This window comes from Bacillus sp. YBWC18 (genome assembly GCF_002998775.1).
Classification (GTDB): domain Bacteria; phylum Bacillota; class Bacilli; order Bacillales; family Bacillaceae; genus Bacillus.
Map to the genome: position 1 here is coordinate 343,952 of NZ_PVRI01000003.1, position 18,842 is coordinate 362,793.

The following is an 18,842-nucleotide window of genomic DNA, read 5'->3' on the forward strand; positions in this document are numbered from 1 at the left end:
GTGTATTAATAATGTTAGAAATAGAATCGAATAATTGGTTAAGTACATCAGAGAACATGTTTTTGCCTCCTCTCTTTTCTTTTTACATCTACTTAACGAAGGGGTTGGAGGGTTGGATCACTTTTTCTAAAAAATTTTTAAAAAAGATGGTGGCATAGAAAAAAGCACCACATATTCGGGTGCTTTTTTAGCCTTTATTAGTTATGAATGAATGCGCAGCTTCACGTCTCCATCTTTACACGCTAGCTTTACATTTCCACCAATCGGTAAGGTGAAAACCGGCTGCGTATGTCCAATATCGACATCGTAAATCACTGGAATGTGTTTGAGCATTGGGTGCTTATCTAGAATGAATCTTAAATGTTCCTCTGTCATCTCGGATTTCTTCTGAAAGCGTCCGATGATCAGTCCTTTGATTGATTCTGCATGCTGCAAGAGGGATGTGAGGTCTCTGGCGAACATTTCAGGGAAAACCAACTCATCATCCTCCACAAATAAGATGGCATCTTTGATATGAGGTATAAACGACGTCCCTTGCAGTAAGTTCAGTGTACAAAGGTTTCCGCCAAACAAGGTGCCTTCAGCTGTTCCTTCCTGATACATTTTCCATTTCGTCGGATGAAACTGCCTGTTCGCTTGATCGAGATACCACGCATCATCACTCCACTTTGTCGAAGGGATCACATCAAATGGCTCACCGCCGCTCATCAAGCAGGCTTGAAACATAGCGGACTGCTCCTCTTGCCCCTGCTCCATTTGGAAGCTGGAGAAATGAGGGCCAGAGTATGTCACCATATCACATTTGGCGGTAATGGCGCTTGCGAGTGCGGTGATATCACTGTAGCCGCAAAGAACTTTAGGATGCTGACGAATCAAGTCGTAATCAATGTAAGGCAAGAGTTCATTGCAATTGAAGCCTCCGATGGCTGTCAAAATACCGTCGACTTCATCATCTGTGAACGCCTCATGCAGATCAGACAAGCGGTGTTCAATGGATAACGAGGAATGAAGATCACATTCAAACGCGTGTTTTCCAAAAGAGACAGTGAAACCTAAGGTCTCTAAACGTTTTTTTGATTGAGAGATTCCATCTTCTGATAAAATGCTGGCACTTCGGCTTGGAGCAATGACACGAATATGATCGCCCTTTTTTAAAGGAGAGGGTGTATGCATAAACAAATCTTCCTTTCCATCACATATTTCTCCATTATATCGGATCAAATGGCCCAAGTCTGTAAAAGCTAGGAGAAAGGCATAGGCCGTGCGTTTCATACAAGCTGTGCAAAGGGTATGGAAGAGAAAAAGACAGAAACGAATGAGGGCGGAGAATGTGAAAAAGAGGAGACTGGAATTTTTATTTTTATATTTTATGATATTCGGGGCATATGTGGTGTATTGGTGGCCTGTGCCAGCGTGGAGCATTCAGCTGTACGCGGCAGTTTATATCGCCATTATTTTATTTAGTATCATCTCACTCATGCTAGAGAACCGTACATCACAGCACACGTTGTTATGGATGTATGTGCTGATCTTTTTCCCGATCATTGGCTATATGTTTTATTTGTTCTCAGGACAGCTCTATGTGAAAGGTCATTTATTCAAATCAAAGAGAATGTACAACCGTGAAAAGTTACGCAGAATATCTGAGCTTGAGAGCAAGCCGGATGAATCGCGTCTAACCGAAAATCAGCGAACTTTTTTTCATTACACAGAAAAAGCAACAGGCATGCATGTGAACACAAATAGTGATATGGACATTTTAAAGAATGGGGAGGAGACTTTTCCCCGTATATTTGAAGAATTAAAAAAGGCAAAATCGTTCATCCATATAGAATACTACATGTTCAAATCAGATTTCCTCGGGCACCGGATGATGGAGATTCTGATAGAAAAAGCGAAAGAAGGGGTAGAGGTTCGCTTCATCTATGATGCGGCTGGCAGCATTCGCTTCTCCCGAAAAGATATTAAACGCTTGAAGCAGGAAGGAGTAAAGGTCGCTCCTTTTCTGCCTTTAAAATATGGTTTTTTTAATCAAAAATTCAATTTCCGAAATCACCGCAAAATCGTGATAATTGATGGGAAGACAGGGTTTGTCGGCGGGTTAAATGTCGGAAAAGAATATGTCGGACGTGATGAAAATATCGGTTTTTGGCGTGATACGCATACCATGTTAAAGGGTGAGGCTGTTCAGACCCTTCACTCTGTTTTTATGCTCGACTGGGAGTATGTATCAGATGAAGTATTAATTGAGGATCCGAAGTATCATACGCCGCATCCTGTGACGGGAGAGGATGTCATTCAGGTTGTACCGACTGGACCCGATATGAAAGAAAGTATGAGTGATTTATATGATGCACTCATCTCAAATGCGAAACAATTTGTCTGGATTGCAACACCTTATTTTGTCCCAAATGAATCCCTTCGTACAGCATTAAAAATTGCTGCTACAAGAGGGGTGGATGTACGGGTGATGGTACCGGAGATCAATGACGGCTTTCTCACACAATACGCCACACGATCCTATTTTTCTGAGCTCCTAAAAGAGGGCATCAAGGTGTATCACTATCAAAAGGGCTTCATGCATCAAAAAGTGATGATCGCAGATGGAGAACTTGCCTCTGTCGGTACCGCAAATGTGGATATGCGAAGCTTTCAGCTCAATTTTGAGGTCAATGTCTTTACAGCCGCGAAAAAGCCCATTGAGCAACTGATGGCCCATTATGAAGAAGATATGAAAGAATGTGAGCAAATGGGACCTGTCCATTTTTATAAAAGAAGCTTAAAAGAGCGCTTAAAGGAATCCTTTGCCCGGTTGTTTTCTGGCGTGTTATGAGGATTTCCAGTCAAAGAAATCATTTCCTGATCTAGTATTTTGAAGAGGATTCCTCTATAATTGAAAATGATTATCAATTATAGAGAAATGAGGTTCTTTTACATATGCTAAAACGCTTTTTCGCCTATTACAGGCCCTATCGAGGTCTGTTCTTTTTAGATTTCTTTTGCGCTGTCGCCGTTGGATTGATGGAACTGGGTTTCCCGCTTATCGTGAACTACTTCATTGATACATTATTGCCAACAGGAAACTGGTCGGTCATTGGCTGGACCGCACTTGCGCTGTTTGTCATTTATGCACTCAGCTCGGTTATGCAATTTATTGTGTCGTACTGGGGGCATATGCTTGGAATTAATATTGAAACAGATATGAGGAAGAAGCTGTTTGATCACTTTCAGCGCCTATCCTTTAAATTCTTTGACAACAACAAAACGGGTAAGCTCATGTCACGGATGACAAACGACCTCATGTACATTGGAGAAGTGGCGCATCACGGTCCTGAAGATTTGTTTATAGCGATTATGACAATTCTTGGTGCCTTTGCTGTCATGCTGATGATTAACTGGCAGCTGGCTATTTTAACCTTCCTGATCATGCCTGTCATCATCTGGCTTGCCCTTCATTTTAATAAGAAAATGACGCATGCGATTACACAGCTAAACAATGACATTGGAGACTTTCATGCAAGGGTTGAAAACAATATCGGCGGTATTCGTCTTGTTCAAGCCTTTGCCAATGAACATTTTGAGAAAAAACGCTTTGCTGAAAACAACAACCGTTTTCGGAAGGCGAAGCTTCTTTCCTATAAAATTATGTCGGTCAATGGATCGATCAGCTATATTCTGACACGTCTTGTGACACTGTTTGTCCTTCTCGCAGGTACATGGTTTGTCCTGCAAGGTCAATTAACGGCAGGTGGCTTTATCGCGTTTGTTCTGATCACAAATGTTTTATTTAGACCGATTGATAAAATCAACACGGTCATTGAAATGTATCCAAAAGGCATTGCGGGCTTTAAAAGCTATGTCGATTTACTAGAAACAGAGCCGGATGTGAAGGATACAGAGGGAGCACGTGATGTATACGGACTGAAAGGTGAAATTGAATATCGAAACGTGACATTTGGCTACGATGAACACAGCCATGTGCTGAAGGATATCGATTTAAAGATCAAACAAGGAGAAACGGTTGCGTTTGTCGGGCCTTCAGGAGCGGGGAAATCAACCATTTGCAGTCTGCTGCCTCGTTTTTATGATGTGGATGAAGGGGAGATCACGATTGATGGTGTAAGCACAAAGTCTATGACATTGTCTTCTTTAAGGCAGCAGATCGGTATTGTGCAGCAGGATGTCTTTTTATTCTCGGGCACCATTCGTGAAAACATTGCGTACGGCAACCTAGAAGCCAGTGATGCAGAGATTTGGGAGGCTGTAAGAAGTGCGCATTTAGAGGAACTCGTTCAGCGTTTCCCAGAAGGGTTAAATACCGTGATAGGTGAGCGCGGCGTCAAACTGTCAGGTGGTCAAAAGCAGCGTCTGTCGATTGCGCGGATGTTCCTGAAAAACCCGTCCATTCTCATTCTAGATGAAGCCACATCAGCACTTGATACAGAAACAGAAAAAGCCATACAGGATGCATTGAGCGAACTGGCTGTCGGACGGACAACGCTCGTCATTGCCCACCGCCTTGCGACAATTAAACACGCCGACCGTATCATCGTCGTGACAGAGGAAGGCATTCAAGAACAAGGCCGCCACCAAGACTTAATCCAAATGGGCGGCGTATACAGCAGACTGCACGAAGCGCAGTTTGGTCATTAAGAAGAAAGAGAAAGCCCTTTTGATAAAGGGCTTTCAGCGTGTAGACAAACCCTCGCATTCGTTGTCAGTCCTGCGCTCTGGTGCTCACGAATGTTCAATTCGCTCCGCTCCAGTGCTCGTCCTTCCTAGACTGCAAAGGTTTTCTATCACGCTGAAAAAAGATAAAGGACTAAAATAAAGATCATTATAGCCCTTTGTCAAAAATCTGAAAGCCCTTTTGATAAAGGGCTTTTTTTGTTAGGATAGAAAAAACTCGTGTAGGAAGGATCTGATGGAATGAAGGGGCTTCGGCGATTACAAAAGGGAGATAAGATCGGTATTTTTTCACCTTCAAGTCCTGCATCAGCGACCTCGCCTCTTAGGTATCAGCGGGCGAAGAAGTGGCTTGAGCAAAAAGGATTCATTGTGGTACCAGGATCATTAACAGGGAAAGAGGATCACTATCGTTCAGGTACAATTCAAGAACGAGCCGATGAGCTGAATGAGCTAATGGCTAGAGAGGACTTGGCGTGTGTTATGTCAATGATTGGCGGGACAAATTCAAATAGTTTGCTGCCTTATCTTGATTTTGAGCTGCTGAATCAACATCCGAAAATCATGATCGGTTATTCAGATGCGACAGCGATTCTTTTAGCAGCCTACGAAAAAACGGGACTGCCTGTATTCTACGGACCGGCGCTTGTCCCGTCTTTTGGAGAGTTTGAACCGTTCGTCGCTTATACATATCAGTCGTTCGAAGACATCCTGATGCAGCCTCAAACCATTCCTTATCAGGTCAAAAAACCACCTTTTTGGACGGATGAACGAATCAATTGGGAAGAAAAGACGTGTGATAAAAAGCAGCGTCCAAACGATTGGCTGTGCGTCATAGAGGGACAGGCAGAAGGCAGGTTGATTGGCGGGAATCTGAATGCCATGTACGGCATATGGGGAAGTGAGTTCATGCCAGCCATTCAAAACGGAGACGTCCTCCTTATTGAAGATTGCATGAAAACCGCTTCGGTTGTAGAAAAAAACTTCTCTTTATTGAAAGTAAATGGAGTGTTTGAGCGGGTATCAGGTATTCTTTTGGGAAAACATGAGCTGTTTGATGATGAGGGAACGGGAAAAGAACCTTACGAGATTTTACTTGAGGTGCTTGGAGAGACAAAGAGACCGCTCATCGCAGATTTTGACTGTGCCCATACACACCCGATGCTTACGATGCCAATCGGGGCACAAGTGAAATTGGATGCAGCTTCAAAACAAGTTTGGTTGACAAAAGAGTGGATATAACAAAAGAGCGGCCTGAGGGCTGCTCTTTTTTATGAAATCTTCTCTTTTTCAAATGGCTGCAAGAGATCTTGCGCTTTTTTTCCCTCTACGACAATTAAGTAATCAGACTCTAAATGAGTGAGCCTGAAGGTTTCAAGCTCTACGATGTTCTTGATGTTGCACATTGTTTTTTTAGAATACACATATAGACGATGTTGAGCCTGATGGCATTTTTCATAAAGAGAAATAAGCTTATGTAAATTCAATGCTTTCGCAGCGATTTGGATTGAATAGATTTGAGACATCTTCATATCCTCCTGTTAATTACTTTCTCACAATAGCTTTGTTACCCTTGTTTGCATAGGGATAAACCTTTCTCTATGATTTCCACTCAATGGTTCCTCCGCCTGTTCGCTTGTTGCCTCTTATCGCAGACAGCTCTTCGACAAGTCGGAGCAGTGCCTGATCCTTTAACTTCGCCTCAATCATAAAATCTACATCACGCCCATACGGTTTTAATGCATGAAAAAGCGGTAAGACAAAGGACATATCTACACCATCTGCATGACTGCGTATGGCTTTTTCTGATTTCGGTGAGGATAAATGGATTTTAGGCGGAATGCCAGTGCTCGTCCAAGTGTCGAACATTCTTGGCAGAATGTCTTCAAGCGCGGCATCGTCATCTTTATTGGCCACGTGATGATGGTAATCAAAAACAAATGGAATACCGTGCTTTTCACATACACCAAGGGTTTCTAACGACGTATACGTTTTGTCATCATTCTCAAGCGTCATTCTCGCCTTGATATGCGCCGGAAGCTTTTTGATATTGTCATCAAAACGTTGAAGCGCCGATTCTTTATCACCGTACGCACCGCCCACATGAATGTTCATATAGCCTTCCTTTTCGAGCTTCATCGCCTCAAGCATTTGATAATGGTACGTCATATCGATCACGGCATTTTCTGTGATTGAAGGCTTTGGGCTAGTAAACAAGGTAAATTGATTAGGGTGAAAGCTCACACGCAGCCCATGCCGTTTCACCAACTCGCCAATTTCAAGAAACTCCTTTTGAAAAGGTGTCACAAAGTCCCAGCGCACATCGGGATGGGTCGCGAGCGGGACGATCGAACTTGAAAAACGGTAAAGCGGGATATCATGGGCAATGGCGAAATAGAGCGTTCTTAATGTATTCACGAGATTGGCTTTCGTTGTTCGCAATAAAGCCTCTTCTCTCTCTTCCTTTGAGAGCTTACTGTATCTTGCAAAGGTCAGCGACTTGGCAGGAGAAGCTTCCCACAAGGTGACGGCATTGGATACATAACCAAATCGATAGCGCATAGGTCATCTCCTTTATAAAAAGTACGAGAACATGGCGCCAACCCATTCCAGCGGACGTGACAAAAGCGGACGCTGGGTCAATTTCTCCTCTGTCATAAGCTCAGACACTTCCATGTGCTCCCGAATTTTTTCCTCTACGTGTGCAGTAAAGTCGGCATCATCAATGGCGACGTCTACTTCCTCATTTAGAAACAAGCTGCGTTTATCAAAATTTGCCGTGCTAATCATACAGCGTCTCTGGTCAATTAGAATGGCTTTCGCATGATAAAATCCTTTATAAAAACGATACACAAGGCAGCCAGAGGCAATGAGGTCTTTCAAATAATGAAATCCAGCCTCTTTGACAAGTGGATGATCCGCTTTCATTGGGATGATGATTTCAACCGTGACACCTCGCTCTCGTGCATCAAGCAGTGCACTCAGAAGAGGGGCAGATGGAATAAAGTAAGGCGTACAGATGATGATCTGCTTTCTCGCCTGCTGAATATCTTTGAGAAACAAAGCTTCTAAAGAAAAACCAGCAGTCGCGCGTGTTGTGCATTGTAGTGTTCCCGGTTCCAAAGCAGGAAAAACCTCATATTGCAGCTGATGAATGCCAGATGACCGGTATAAATCATTCAAAAACACATGCTGGAGATCTGCGACAACTTGCCCTGTCATGCGCAAATGATAATCTTTCCAAATGCCAAACTGGCCATTTTTCCCAACATATTCATCGCCAATATTAAACCCGCCAATATAGCCAATCTTTCCATCAATCACCGTAATTTTACGATGATTTCTCATGTTTAACCGATAAATCAAAAAAGGGAAACGAGGCTTATTTAAAAAGTAAAATTGGATACCGCTTTTTTCTAGCATATCAATGGACTTTTGATCAAACGGATAGGACCCTAGTCGATCGGTCAGCAAAAAGACTGAAACCCCTTGTTCCGCTTTGGCTTTCAGTGCTTGTAAGACCCTTTGGCCAATCTTGTCGTTCTTTACAATAAAGAACATCATATGAATAGAAGAAGAGGCCTGTTGAATATCCGCGAGCAGCTGATCAAAAAATGGTTCGCCATCATGATAAAAGACGGCATCACCGCTTGTTTTATCAAAAGACCGTTCAAAAGCGTGGGTAGAAAAATATTTCTTTCCCATATAAAGGTCTACCATCACGAGAAAAACGATGGCAATGAGTACGAGTAGGATGATCAATGCGATCATGAAGCTTCCTCCTTTTTTGCATATTTCAATAGTGTACCCAAACGTGTAAAAAATATTGACTGAATGCTCATTCATTATTTATGATAGAGGTACAACATAGAAACGGAACAAAGTGGTTTTTGGGGAATGAAAGGGGGAGCAAGATGAATAGCCTTTTAATAATGAACTTGATCGCATTTGCGGCGGTGACCGCTTACGCTGTGTATTTGTTTATTTATCTCATTCGAACACGAGCGGCGTATATTCGTCTTGGTAAAAAAGAAGAATTTCAACAAGACATGAAGAGACGCTTAGAGCGTGTTTGGGTCAATGTGTTTGGGCAAAAGAAGCTGTTAAAGGACAAGAAGAGCGGCATCATTCATGTGCTGTTTTTCTACGGGTTTATTCTTGTACAGTTCGGAGCCCTTGATTTTATTATGAAGGGACTTGTTCCGGGCAGCGGACTCCCTTTAGGTCCGCTGTACGGTGTCTTTACCTTTTTCCAAGAGGTGGTCACACTTCTCATTTTAGTAGCCGTTGTTTGGGCATTCCATAGAAGGTATGTGGAGAAGCTTGTCCGTTTAAAACGAGGCTTTAAATCAGGTCTAGTGCTTTTATTTATTGGCGGCTTGATGCTGACAGTCTTACTGGGGAACGGGATGAACATCATTTGGCATGGACCCTCTCTATCACCAACTGAGCCAATCGCCTCCAGTATTGCTTTCTTGCTGGGCGGAATTTCACCTCTTGCAGCAACGGTCGTTTTTTATGTCGCATGGTGGGTGCATCTCCTTATTTTGCTGACATTCTTAGTATATGTCCCGCAGTCAAAGCACGCTCACCTCATTGCAGGACCGGTGAATGTATTTGCCAGCAGATTAGACCCGCCAGGCAAGCTGCAAAAAATTGATTTTGAAGATGAGACACAAGAGACCTTCGGTGTGGGAAAAATTGAAGACTTCCGTCAGTCACAGCTGATCGACCTTTACGCCTGTGTGGAATGCGGGCGCTGCACAAATATGTGCCCGGCAACAGGAACAGGGAAGATGCTGTCTCCAATGGATTTAATTTTAAGGTTAAGAGATCATTTAACAAATAAAGGGGCCGCCATTACATCGAAGACACCATGGGTCCCGCAGCTTGCCTTTAGGCAGACAACAGGAAATCAGCTGGCGCTGCAGGCGAGAGGAGCAGGTGCAGAGGAATCGGCGGCCAGCTCAATGTATCATCCTTCTCTCATTGGTGAGGTCATTACAGAAGAAGAAATTTGGGCATGTACGACGTGCCGAAACTGTGAAGACCAATGCCCTGTCTTGAATGAACACGTTGACAAGATTATTGATATGCGCAGATATCTTGTGCTGACCGAAGGGAAAATGGATGCAGATGCACAGCGTGCCATGACAAGCATTGAGCGCCAAGGGAACCCGTGGGGATTGAACCGGAAAGAAAGAGAAAATTGGCGTGAACTGAGAGAAGATGTGCATGTGCCGACAGTAAAAGAGCTGAAAAAAGCAGATCAAACCTTCGATTATTTATTCTGGGTTGGTTCAATGGGGGCATATGACAATCGAAGCCAAAAAATTGCGCTTGCCTTTGCAAAGCTCCTCAACGAAGCAGGGGTCTCCTTTGCCATCCTAGGCAATAAAGAGAAAAACTCAGGCGATACACCAAGAAGACTTGGAAACGAATTTTTATTCCAAGAGCTTGCTGCAAAAAATATTGAAGAATTCCAGAAAAACGGGGTCACAAAGATCGTCACGATTGATCCGCACGCCTACAATTTATTTAAAAATGAGTATCCAGACTTCGGACTTGAGGCAGAAGTGTACCATCATACAGAATTACTGGCAGAGCTAGTGAAAGAAGGGAAAATAACGCCTGTACATGAAGTGAACGAAGTGATTACCTTCCACGACTCTTGCTACCTAGGCAGATATAACGAAGTGTATGATCCGCCGAGAGACATTTTAAAAGCCATCCCTGGTGTGACGCTGAGAGAAATGGAGCGTCATCGTGAAACCGGTATGTGCTGCGGTGCAGGCGGGGGCTTAATGTGGATGGAAGAAGAGACAGGTACCCGGATTAACACTGCCCGAACGGAGCAGGCGTTACAGGTGCAGCCGTCCATCATCAGCTCAGGATGCCCTTATTGCCTCACCATGCTGGGAGATGGCACGAAGGCGAAGGAAGTAGAGGAGCAGGTAGGCACATTTGATGTCGCAGAACTTCTTGAAAAATCAGTGTTTGGTGAGGCTGGAAAGCAGGTTTCGTAAACAAAACAGGCCGATGAATAGGATATTCATCTGCTTATACATGGCGCTGTACATCAGCTGCCTAGATAATATGTAAGCGGTAACAAACGGGAGGGGACATACATGAGTAAGACGGTCATTGTATCTGGAGCAAGAACACCATTTGGAAAACTAGGCGGTGCTTTCAGTGGGTTGACTGCCGCAGAACTAGGCGGAATAGCGATCAAAGCTGCGCTGGAAAGAGTACGGGATTCACATTTTGTGGATGAGGTCATCATGGGAAGTGTTTTACAGGGAGGACAAGGTCAGATTCCTTCAAGGCAAGCAGCAAGAAATGCTGATCTTCCATGGTCCGTTCCGACGCAAACTATCAATAAAGTCTGTGCATCAGGAATGCGCAGTGTGAGCACAGCAGATCAAATCATTCGAGCTGGAGATGCTGAGGTCATCGTAGCGGGCGGTATGGAATCCATGTCACACGCCCCTTATTTGCTAAAAAAAGCGCGATGGGGCTACAAAATGGGAGATGGTGCGGTACAAGATGCGATGATTTTAGATGGATTAACCTGTTCATTTACAGGCGTTCATATGGGTGAGTATGGGAGCATGGCTGCAAAGGAGCTTGGTATCACGCGGGAAGAGCAAGACCTTTGGGCACTAAGAAGTCATGAACGGGCCATCGAAGCGCAGAAAAACGGCTTTTTTCAACAGGAAATCACCCCAGTCACCGTCAAGACGAAAACGGGAGAGCGGCTGATCACAGAAGATGAATCCCCGCGGCGTGATACGTCATATGAACGACTGTCAAAGCTCATGCCTGTTTTTGATCAAACGGGTACCATTACCGCTGGAAATGCACCAGGTGTCAATGATGGAGCAAGTACGCTTCTTTTAATGAAAGACACATATGCGGAGCAGCATGACGTAAAGCCAATGGCAGTCGTGCTTGGGCATACGCAGGTAGCCGTAGAGGCAAAGGATTTTCCGAAAACACCAGCCTTTGCCATCGAGAAGATTTTACAGAAAACAGGCAAGCGTCTAGAGGATATCGATCTCTTTGAAATCAATGAGGCCTTCTCAGCTGTGGCGCTGGCATGTGAAAAAATAACCGGGCTGGACCGGCGGAAAATGAATATCAATGGTGGTGCAGTAGCGCTTGGTCATCCCATTGGGGCAAGCGGAACACGTATCATATTGACCTTGATTCATGCATTGAGACAAAGAGGCGGAGGCATTGGCATCGCGGCGATTTGCAGTGGAGGCGGTCAAGGAGATGCCATCATGATAAAGGTAGATTAAAAGGGAGGCGTTCATCGTCATGAGTACAGAAGAGACCGTCATGGTCGTTGGAGCAGGTCAAATGGGATCAGGCATTGCCCAAGTTTTTGCTCAGTCAGGCTACACAGTCCTGCTGCATGATGCATCTGAAAAGCAGATTCATCGAGCCATTTCCTCCATGACCAAACAACTGACGAAACGAGCAGAAAAAGGAAAGCTGGCCCATCAGGCAGTCCGAGATATTACGCAGCGGCTTGCCGTTTCCACAGATTTAAAGGACGTGCAGCAGGCTCATTTAGTGATTGAAGCTGCATCTGAACAAATGAGTGTGAAGAAACAAATCTTTGAAACACTTGATCAATTTGCAGAGGCGAAGACGATATTTGCAACAAACACATCTTCCTTGTCAATCACAGAATTAGCAGCTGTTACGGGGAGACCGGAGCAAGTGATTGGCATGCATTTTATGAATCCGGTGCCTGTCATGAAACTGGTTGAGGTCATTCGAGCGCTGCAAACAAGTGACGACACGTATCAAATCGTTTATGAAACAGCAAAGACATTAAACAAAACCCCAATTGAAGTGGAAGACTTCCCAGGGTTTGTATCAAATCGCATATTGATGCCAATGATCAATGAAGCCATTTACACCCTTTATGAAGGCGTGGCAGATGCAGAAAGCATTGACGGGGTCATGACGCTTGGAATGAATCACCCAATGGGGCCGCTTCGTCTCGCTGATTTCATCGGACTAGATACATGTTTATTTATTATGAATACCCTTCATGAAGGACTTGGGGATAGCAAATACCGACCTTGTCCTCTTTTGAAAAAATACGTAAATGCAGGCTGGCTGGGCAAAAAGACAATGAGAGGTTTTTACACATACCACGACCACTCATAGGGGGAGTCAAGATGGATGTTTTGCTTACGGATCAACAGCGTCTCTGGAGAGAACAGGCAGCAGAATTTGCAAGACAGCGTGTATTCCCTGAAGTGGAAGCCATGGAACAAGGTCAGTTCCCAAGAACACTTTTAGCTGAAATGGGACGCCAAGGCTTTCTAGGAATTCCAATACCAGCTTCGTATCAAGGCTTAGGAGCAGATTTTACAACATATATCATTGCGATTCATGAATTATCCAAAGTGAGTGCGACTATCGGTGTCATTGTGTCCGTTCATACATCTGTTGTGACGATGCCTATTTTGGTTTTTGGAACGAATGAGCAAAAAAAATCCTATGTTCCGCTGCTTGCATCCGGGCAGAAACTGGGGGCATTTTGCCTGACTGAACCCAAGGCTGGCTCAGATGCCTCCAGTATTCAGTTAAGAGCGGAGCGGGCAGGTGACCACTATGTGTTAAATGGTACGAAAATGTTTATTACAAGCGGCGGGGAAGCAGAACTGTATCTTGTCTTTGCAGTGACAGACCCTGCCTCTGCGAAAAAAAATATATCGGCGTTCATTGTCGAAAAAGATACACCAGGATTTACGATCGGAAAAGATGAGAAAAAGATGGGACTGCACGGGTCAAAAACAGTAACGCTTCATTTTGATGGTGTGCGGATTCCAAAGCAGCAGCTGCTCGGTGCAGAAGGAGAGGGCTTTCACATAGCCATGTCTAGTTTAAATGCGGGGAGAATCGGTATCTCGGCTCAAAGCCTCGGCATTGCAGAAGCCGCTTTAACTGAAGCAGTCACGTATTTAAAGCAGCACCCAGCAGGTCTAGAAACGACCATTCGGCTGGGTGATTTGGCGGCGAAGCTTGAAGCAGCCAAGCTGCTCGTTTATCAAGCGGCTTCTTATAAAGAGGCGAATCGTCCGGTCACAAAGGAAGCATCAATGGCAAAGCTATTTGCGTCAAAAACGGCAGTTGAGATCAGTACAGAAGCGATCCATTTGCTCGGCATGGATGGTTATACGAATCGCTATCAAACAGAACGTTACTTTCGTGATGCGAAAGTTTGTGAAATCTACGAAGGAACAAGTGAAATTCAAAGGCTGGTCATTTGTAAACAGCTAATATGAAACGAGGTGGCTCATGATGCAGTTTCAATTAAGTGATGAACATGAAATGATCCGAAAAATGGTGAGAGATTTTGCGAAAAATGAAGTAGAGCCAACAGCAGCAGAGCGGGACGAGACAGAAACGTATGATCCAGCTATTTTTCGCCAGATGGCGGAGCTCGGTTTAACGGGTATCCCTTGGCCGGAAGAGGTAGGCGGGATCGGCAGTGACTATTTAGCCTACGTCATCGCAGTTGAGGAGCTTTCAAGAGTGTGCGCCTCTACAGGCGTCACCCTCTCCGCTCATACCTCTCTCGCCTCGTGGCCCATCTATACTTTCGGAACAGATGAACAAAAGGGGACCTATTTAAAGCCGCTTGCAGAAGGACAGAAGGTAGGGGCATATGCACTCACTGAGAGCGGTTCAGGTTCAGATGCCGGTGGAATGAAGACAACGGCAGTAAAGGCAGGCAGTGAATACGTCCTGAACGGTGCGAAAATCTTTATTACAAATGGCGGCATTGCGGATTATTATATTGTGTTTGCCGTGACAGACCAAGAAGCTGCATCTCGAAATACAACCGCCTTTATTGTAGAAAAAGAGACCCCCGGGTTCTCGGTTGGCAAAAAGGAAAGCAAACTGGGCATCCGCTCATCGCCAACGACTGAAATTCGATTTGAAGATTGCCGGATTCATGAAAGGAACCGGCTCGGACAAGAAGGAGAAGGATTCAAAATAGCCATGATGACGCTCGATGGCGGTAGAAACGGTATTGCTGCTCAGGCTGTTGGGATTGCACAAGGCGCTCTTGATGCGGCGGTCCATTATGCGAAGGAGCGCAAGCAATTTGGCAAACCAATCATACAGCAGCAAGGGATCGCTTTTAAGCTGGCAGATATGGCAACTGCAATTGAAGCCTCCAGGCTGCTTACTTATCAGGCAGCATGGCTTGAAACGAAAGGGTTTCCGTATGGAAAGGAATCAGCTATGTCAAAGCTCTTTGCTGGAGATACAGCCATGAAAGTAACAACAGAAGCCGTTCAAATCTTCGGCGGCTACGGTTATACAAAGGATTACCCAGTCGAACGATACATGCGTGATGCGAAAATCACTCAAATTTATGAAGGCACACAAGAAATCCAGCGCCTAGTCATCTCGCGCAAACTGCTAGATATGTAGAAACCAAGCAAAGACCACCTGACGTGAGGTGGTCTGTTTTGGTGCGATAATCAGTTCTTAAATGTGAAATCATTTCCAATATTGTCCCATGCTACCTTATCAATATGATAAAATGTGCAAAAGTATCAATATGGAGGTTATCATGATGAACACAACATTTATGGGTATTTTAGGATTAGTCACGATGATCATATGGATTATGGTCTCCACAGAGCTTTCAAAGTCTCCAAAAAAGAAGGAAGAAAAAGAAAACAGCCGCAGAAAACTATTTGTCCTCATGCCTGCGGGAATGGTATGTACGATTGCTATCGTTATCTTATTCATTCAGAGAATCCAGTTTTAAAATAGAGATGAACAAACTAAAAGACAAAAAGCATACCGTACACAAAAGCCAGACCAATTTCACGCAGATGGTGCGCCCCATGAGAAAAAATCAAAAATTAACATGATTAAAGGTGGCATAAACTCCTCTAATTTGTTTATAATGAGAGGTATGGTTTGTCGTAAAAATAAGGGATAAACACTTATTATTTCACTGATAAATGGATACATACATGTAATAGAAAGGGAGTGTCTGACCTTGAGTTTGAAAGAATACTCACAGGAGCAGCTCAAGCACATGTCTTTAGTTGAACTTGCATATGAAATTTTCAGAGACAGCAAAACACCGATTACGTTTTCCGAGTTAATAGATGAAATGGTCCGTTTACAAGGGATACAAAAATCTGATCTTGATGATCGACTTGCTCAATTTTATACAGACTTAAATATAGATGGCCGCTTTATTTCGTTAGGTGATCAGAGATGGGGACTTCGCAGCTGGTATCCAGTTGATCAAATCGAAGAAGAAGTTCAGCCAGCTGTGAAAACAAAAGCGAAAAAGAAAAAAACAAAAGCAGCTGTCGTTGAAGAAGACTTCGATGAAATTGAAGAGGAAGAAGAAATCGAAGAGCTTGAAGAAGATCTTGATCTTGTTGAAGACGACGATGATCTCGACCTAGACGATGATGAGGAAATTGACGAAGATATAGAAAACTTCGACGAAGACGATGACGACGAAGATGATGACGGCTTAACAGAAATTGACGAAGACGATTTAGACGATAATAAGGAAGAAAAATAACCCTCACAAACCGGTCCTCAAAACAGGACAAAACCGTCTTGACTTTCGAGAGCGAACTATGTAGTATGTATTTTGGGCTCTCTAAAAAGAGTACGTAAAGATACGTTCATTTACGCTCCCTTTCATTTATTTGAAAGGGAGCTTTCTTATTTTTCAAGAGATTTAGGGATACACTCTAAAAAGGATGAAGCTGTGCATGTCTAGTCATGCAAGGGTAAAAAAGAGAGGAGCATACGAAATGACAAAGTATATTTTTGTAACAGGAGGAGTTGTTTCCTCACTTGGAAAAGGGATCACGGCTGCATCGTTAGGCCGCCTTCTGAAAAATAGAGGGATGGATGTCACCATTCAAAAATTCGATCCATATATCAACGTAGACCCAGGGACGATGAGTCCATATCAGCACGGTGAGGTCTTCGTCACAGATGACGGTGCTGAAACAGACCTTGACTTAGGTCACTACGAGCGCTTCATTGATATTAACTTAAATAAGTACAGCAACGTCACAACGGGTAAAATCTACTCTACTGTTCTGAAGAAAGAGCGCCGAGGCGACTATTTAGGCGGAACCGTACAGGTTATTCCCCATATTACAAATGAAATCAAAGACCGCGTGTACCGTGCCGGAAAAGAAACAGGTGCAGATGTGGTCATTACAGAAATCGGCGGAACAGTAGGAGACATCGAATCCCTTCCTTTCCTTGAAGCGATTCGTCAAATGAAGAGTGACATTGGCCGTGAAAACGTGATGTACATTCATTGTACCCTTGTTCCTTACATCCGAGCAGCAGGTGAACTGAAAACAAAACCAACACAGCATAGTGTAAAAGAACTTCGCAGCCTTGGTATCCAGCCAAACGTTATTGTGGTCAGAACTGAAATGCCAATGACCCAAGACATGAAGGACAAAATTGCGTTATTCTGTGATATTGATACAAAAGCTGTTATCGAATGTCAGGATGCAGACACGCTGTACTCTATTCCGCTTGATTTACAAAAACAAGGACTAGACAAGCTTGTATGTGAACATATGAAACTTGACTGCCAAGATGCGGACATGACGGAGTGGACAGCGCTAGTCGATAAAGTACAAAATCTCTCAAAACAAGTCACAATTGGTCTAGTAGGAAAATATGTTGAACTGCAAGATGCATACATTTCTGTCGTTGAATCACTTCGCCATGCTGGTTATGCATTTGATGCAGACGTTCAAATCAAATGGATCAATGCAGAAGAAGTGACAGCAGAAAATATGGCTGATTTCGCGCAAGATGTAGACGGAATCATCGTTCCTGGAGGCTTCGGAGACCGCGGAGTGGAAGGGAAAATCATTGCTACACAATATGCCCGTGAAAACAAAGTGCCATTCTTCGGAATCTGCTTAGGAATGCAAGTTGCGTCGATCGAATATGCGAGAAACGTACTAGGCCTTGAGGGAGCTCATTCAGCGGAAATTGATCCTGAAACAGCATTCCCAATCATTGACCTTCTCCCAGAACAGAAGGATGTAGATGATCTAGGCGGAACACTTCGTCTTGGTCTGTATCCATGTAAATTAAATGAAGACTCAAAAGCATTTGCTGCATACAATGACGAAGTGGTCTACGAACGCCACCGTCATCGCTATGAGTTTAATAATGAATTCAGACAGCAAATGGAAGCCGCAGGCTTTGTCTTCTCTGGTACAAGCCCAGACGGACGTCTTGTTGAAATTATCGAGCTGAAGGATCATCCTTGGTTCCTTGCTTCTCAGTTCCACCCAGAATTCGTCTCAAGACCGACAAGACCACAGCCATTATTTAGAGATTTCGTTGGTGCTTCACTGCAAGCATCTGAATCAAAATAAATCAAAAACTGCCGAGAATATGATCTTCTCGGCAGTTTTTTTATTCATATTCCTCAACGATTTCTTTCACAGTAAACGATAGAGCGTGGTAGACGTATAAGCATGTCATTAAAGCAGGATAACCGAACCTTGTTCCGTCATCAGCGGGCACAAGCGGTTTCTTGAGCTGAAAATCAATGTGGACATCACAATGCTCTTCAATCATGGACGGCTCCTTTTGTGCTGGACCGACACCAACAATGGGCGTCCCTTGCGCGTGCAGCTCTTTTACAAGAGATTGAATCTCCTCGTCTTCTGGGTTTGAATAAAATAGCAGCACCCTGTCACTTGGATGAAGCAAGCTGCGCTCCGTTTGATCAAGCGGCAGTACTTTCGCACATGGAAATGGCTCCTTGCTTTCAGTTGCCTCTAGGGCTACAGCAGCCAATTCATTCTTTCCGTGAAAATAAACAGCATGTCCACTGACAACGGCTTGTGCAAGAAGGCGTGCACCATCCTCGATCGCTTCAGCCTGCTTTTCTCCAATACGTGAAAAAATACCTGATAACTGGGTCGTGAAAATTTTTAACAAGACTGATTTCCTCCTTCGGTCAGATCATTTTATAATAGAATATAAAGAGAATATTAGGAAAAATGCTCAGAAAATGTCGTAAAGTAAACTATTATAAATAAAGGAAATGTGAAAATCAAACAGAATTATTTAACAACAGCTCTTTT

At 43.9% G+C, this 18,842-nt stretch carries 16 protein-coding genes; 11 read left to right on the plus strand and 5 right to left on the minus strand.

All coding sequences use genetic code 11. The annotated features are described in order from the left end of the window. Positions 1 to 201 precede the first annotated feature (201 nt). Positions 202 to 1,173 carry a S66 family peptidase gene (locus C6348_RS11215; RefSeq protein ID WP_106043107.1) on the minus strand — a complete coding sequence of 324 codons (972 nt, stop codon included), beginning with the start codon at positions 1,171 to 1,173 and terminating at the stop codon, positions 202 to 204. 157 nt (positions 1,174 to 1,330) lie between these two features. Between C6348_RS11215 and cls (C6348_RS11220) the strand changes: the two genes are divergently transcribed. From cls (C6348_RS11220) to C6348_RS11230, 3 genes are all read left to right on the plus strand, one after another. After that, positions 1,331 to 2,833 carry a cardiolipin synthase gene (cls, locus tag C6348_RS11220; protein WP_223251556.1) on the plus strand — a complete coding sequence of 501 codons (1,503 nt, stop codon included), beginning with the start codon at positions 1,331 to 1,333 and terminating at the stop codon, positions 2,831 to 2,833. 104 nt (positions 2,834 to 2,937) lie between these two features. After that, positions 2,938 to 4,653 (plus strand): ABC transporter ATP-binding protein, encoded by a 1,716-nt coding sequence (locus C6348_RS11225; RefSeq protein WP_106043109.1) that lies wholly within the window; start codon positions 2,938 to 2,940, stop codon positions 4,651 to 4,653. A 276-nt stretch (positions 4,654 to 4,929) separates the two neighbouring features. Beyond that, a complete protein-coding gene (locus C6348_RS11230; protein ID WP_106043111.1) occupies positions 4,930 to 5,928 on the plus strand; it encodes a S66 family peptidase in 999 nt (332 codons plus the stop codon). 29 nt (positions 5,929 to 5,957) lie between these two features. On the opposite strand, the gene C6348_RS11235 is transcribed toward C6348_RS11230, so the two are convergent. From C6348_RS11235 to cls (C6348_RS11245), 3 genes are all read right to left on the minus strand, one after another. Further along, complete coding sequence (locus C6348_RS11235) at positions 5,958 to 6,212, minus strand: general stress protein (RefSeq protein WP_106043113.1); 255 nt, start codon at positions 6,210 to 6,212, stop codon at positions 5,958 to 5,960. A 73-nt stretch (positions 6,213 to 6,285) separates the two neighbouring features. Beyond that, positions 6,286 to 7,248 carry a UV DNA damage repair endonuclease UvsE gene (uvsE, locus tag C6348_RS11240; RefSeq protein WP_106038966.1) on the minus strand — a complete coding sequence of 321 codons (963 nt, stop codon included), beginning with the start codon at positions 7,246 to 7,248 and terminating at the stop codon, positions 6,286 to 6,288. Between the two features lie 12 nt (positions 7,249 to 7,260). Continuing rightward, the gene (gene cls, locus C6348_RS11245; RefSeq protein ID WP_106043115.1) at positions 7,261 to 8,457 is read right to left on the minus strand and encodes a cardiolipin synthase; all 1,197 of its coding nucleotides are present in this window, start codon (positions 8,455 to 8,457) and stop codon (positions 7,261 to 7,263) included. Between the two features lie 143 nt (positions 8,458 to 8,600). On the opposite strand from cls (C6348_RS11245), the gene C6348_RS11250 reads away from it, so the two are divergent. The 8 genes from C6348_RS11250 to pyrG all read left to right on the plus strand — a co-directional run bounded on the left by C6348_RS11250 (position 8,601) and on the right by pyrG (position 18,125). After that, entirely contained in the window at positions 8,601 to 10,712 is a 2,112-nt protein-coding gene (locus tag C6348_RS11250) for a (Fe-S)-binding protein (RefSeq protein WP_106043117.1), read from the plus strand. A gap of 102 nt (positions 10,713 to 10,814) precedes the next feature. Beyond that, positions 10,815 to 11,990, plus strand: coding sequence for an acetyl-CoA C-acetyltransferase (locus tag C6348_RS11255; protein WP_106043119.1), 1,176 nt, complete (start codon positions 10,815 to 10,817; stop codon positions 11,988 to 11,990). Between the two features lie 19 nt (positions 11,991 to 12,009). Beyond that, positions 12,010 to 12,873: a 3-hydroxybutyryl-CoA dehydrogenase gene (locus C6348_RS11260; protein WP_106038968.1), complete on the plus strand. Its 864-nt coding sequence runs from the start codon at positions 12,010 to 12,012 to the stop codon at positions 12,871 to 12,873. 11 nt (positions 12,874 to 12,884) lie between these two features. Further along, entirely contained in the window at positions 12,885 to 13,997 is a 1,113-nt protein-coding gene (locus C6348_RS11265) for an acyl-CoA dehydrogenase family protein (RefSeq protein WP_106043121.1), read from the plus strand. Between the two features lie 16 nt (positions 13,998 to 14,013). Continuing rightward, a complete protein-coding gene (locus tag C6348_RS11270) occupies positions 14,014 to 15,156 on the plus strand; it encodes an acyl-CoA dehydrogenase (protein WP_106043123.1) in 1,143 nt (380 codons plus the stop codon). Positions 15,157 to 15,301: 145 nt separating this feature from the next. After that, entirely contained in the window at positions 15,302 to 15,499 is a 198-nt protein-coding gene (locus tag C6348_RS11275; protein ID WP_034660309.1) for a hypothetical protein, read from the plus strand. A gap of 237 nt (positions 15,500 to 15,736) precedes the next feature. Further along, a complete protein-coding gene (gene rpoE / locus C6348_RS11280) occupies positions 15,737 to 16,279 on the plus strand; it encodes a DNA-directed RNA polymerase subunit delta (protein WP_106043125.1) in 543 nt (180 codons plus the stop codon). Between the two features lie 238 nt (positions 16,280 to 16,517). Continuing rightward, the gene (gene pyrG / locus C6348_RS11285) at positions 16,518 to 18,125 is read left to right on the plus strand and encodes a glutamine hydrolyzing CTP synthase (protein ID WP_003215143.1); all 1,608 of its coding nucleotides are present in this window, start codon (positions 16,518 to 16,520) and stop codon (positions 18,123 to 18,125) included. 40 nt (positions 18,126 to 18,165) lie between these two features. On the opposite strand, the gene C6348_RS11290 is transcribed toward pyrG, so the two are convergent. Continuing rightward, complete coding sequence (locus C6348_RS11290; RefSeq protein ID WP_106043127.1) at positions 18,166 to 18,696, minus strand: DUF2529 domain-containing protein; 531 nt, start codon at positions 18,694 to 18,696, stop codon at positions 18,166 to 18,168. Positions 18,697 to 18,842 lie beyond the last annotated feature (146 nt).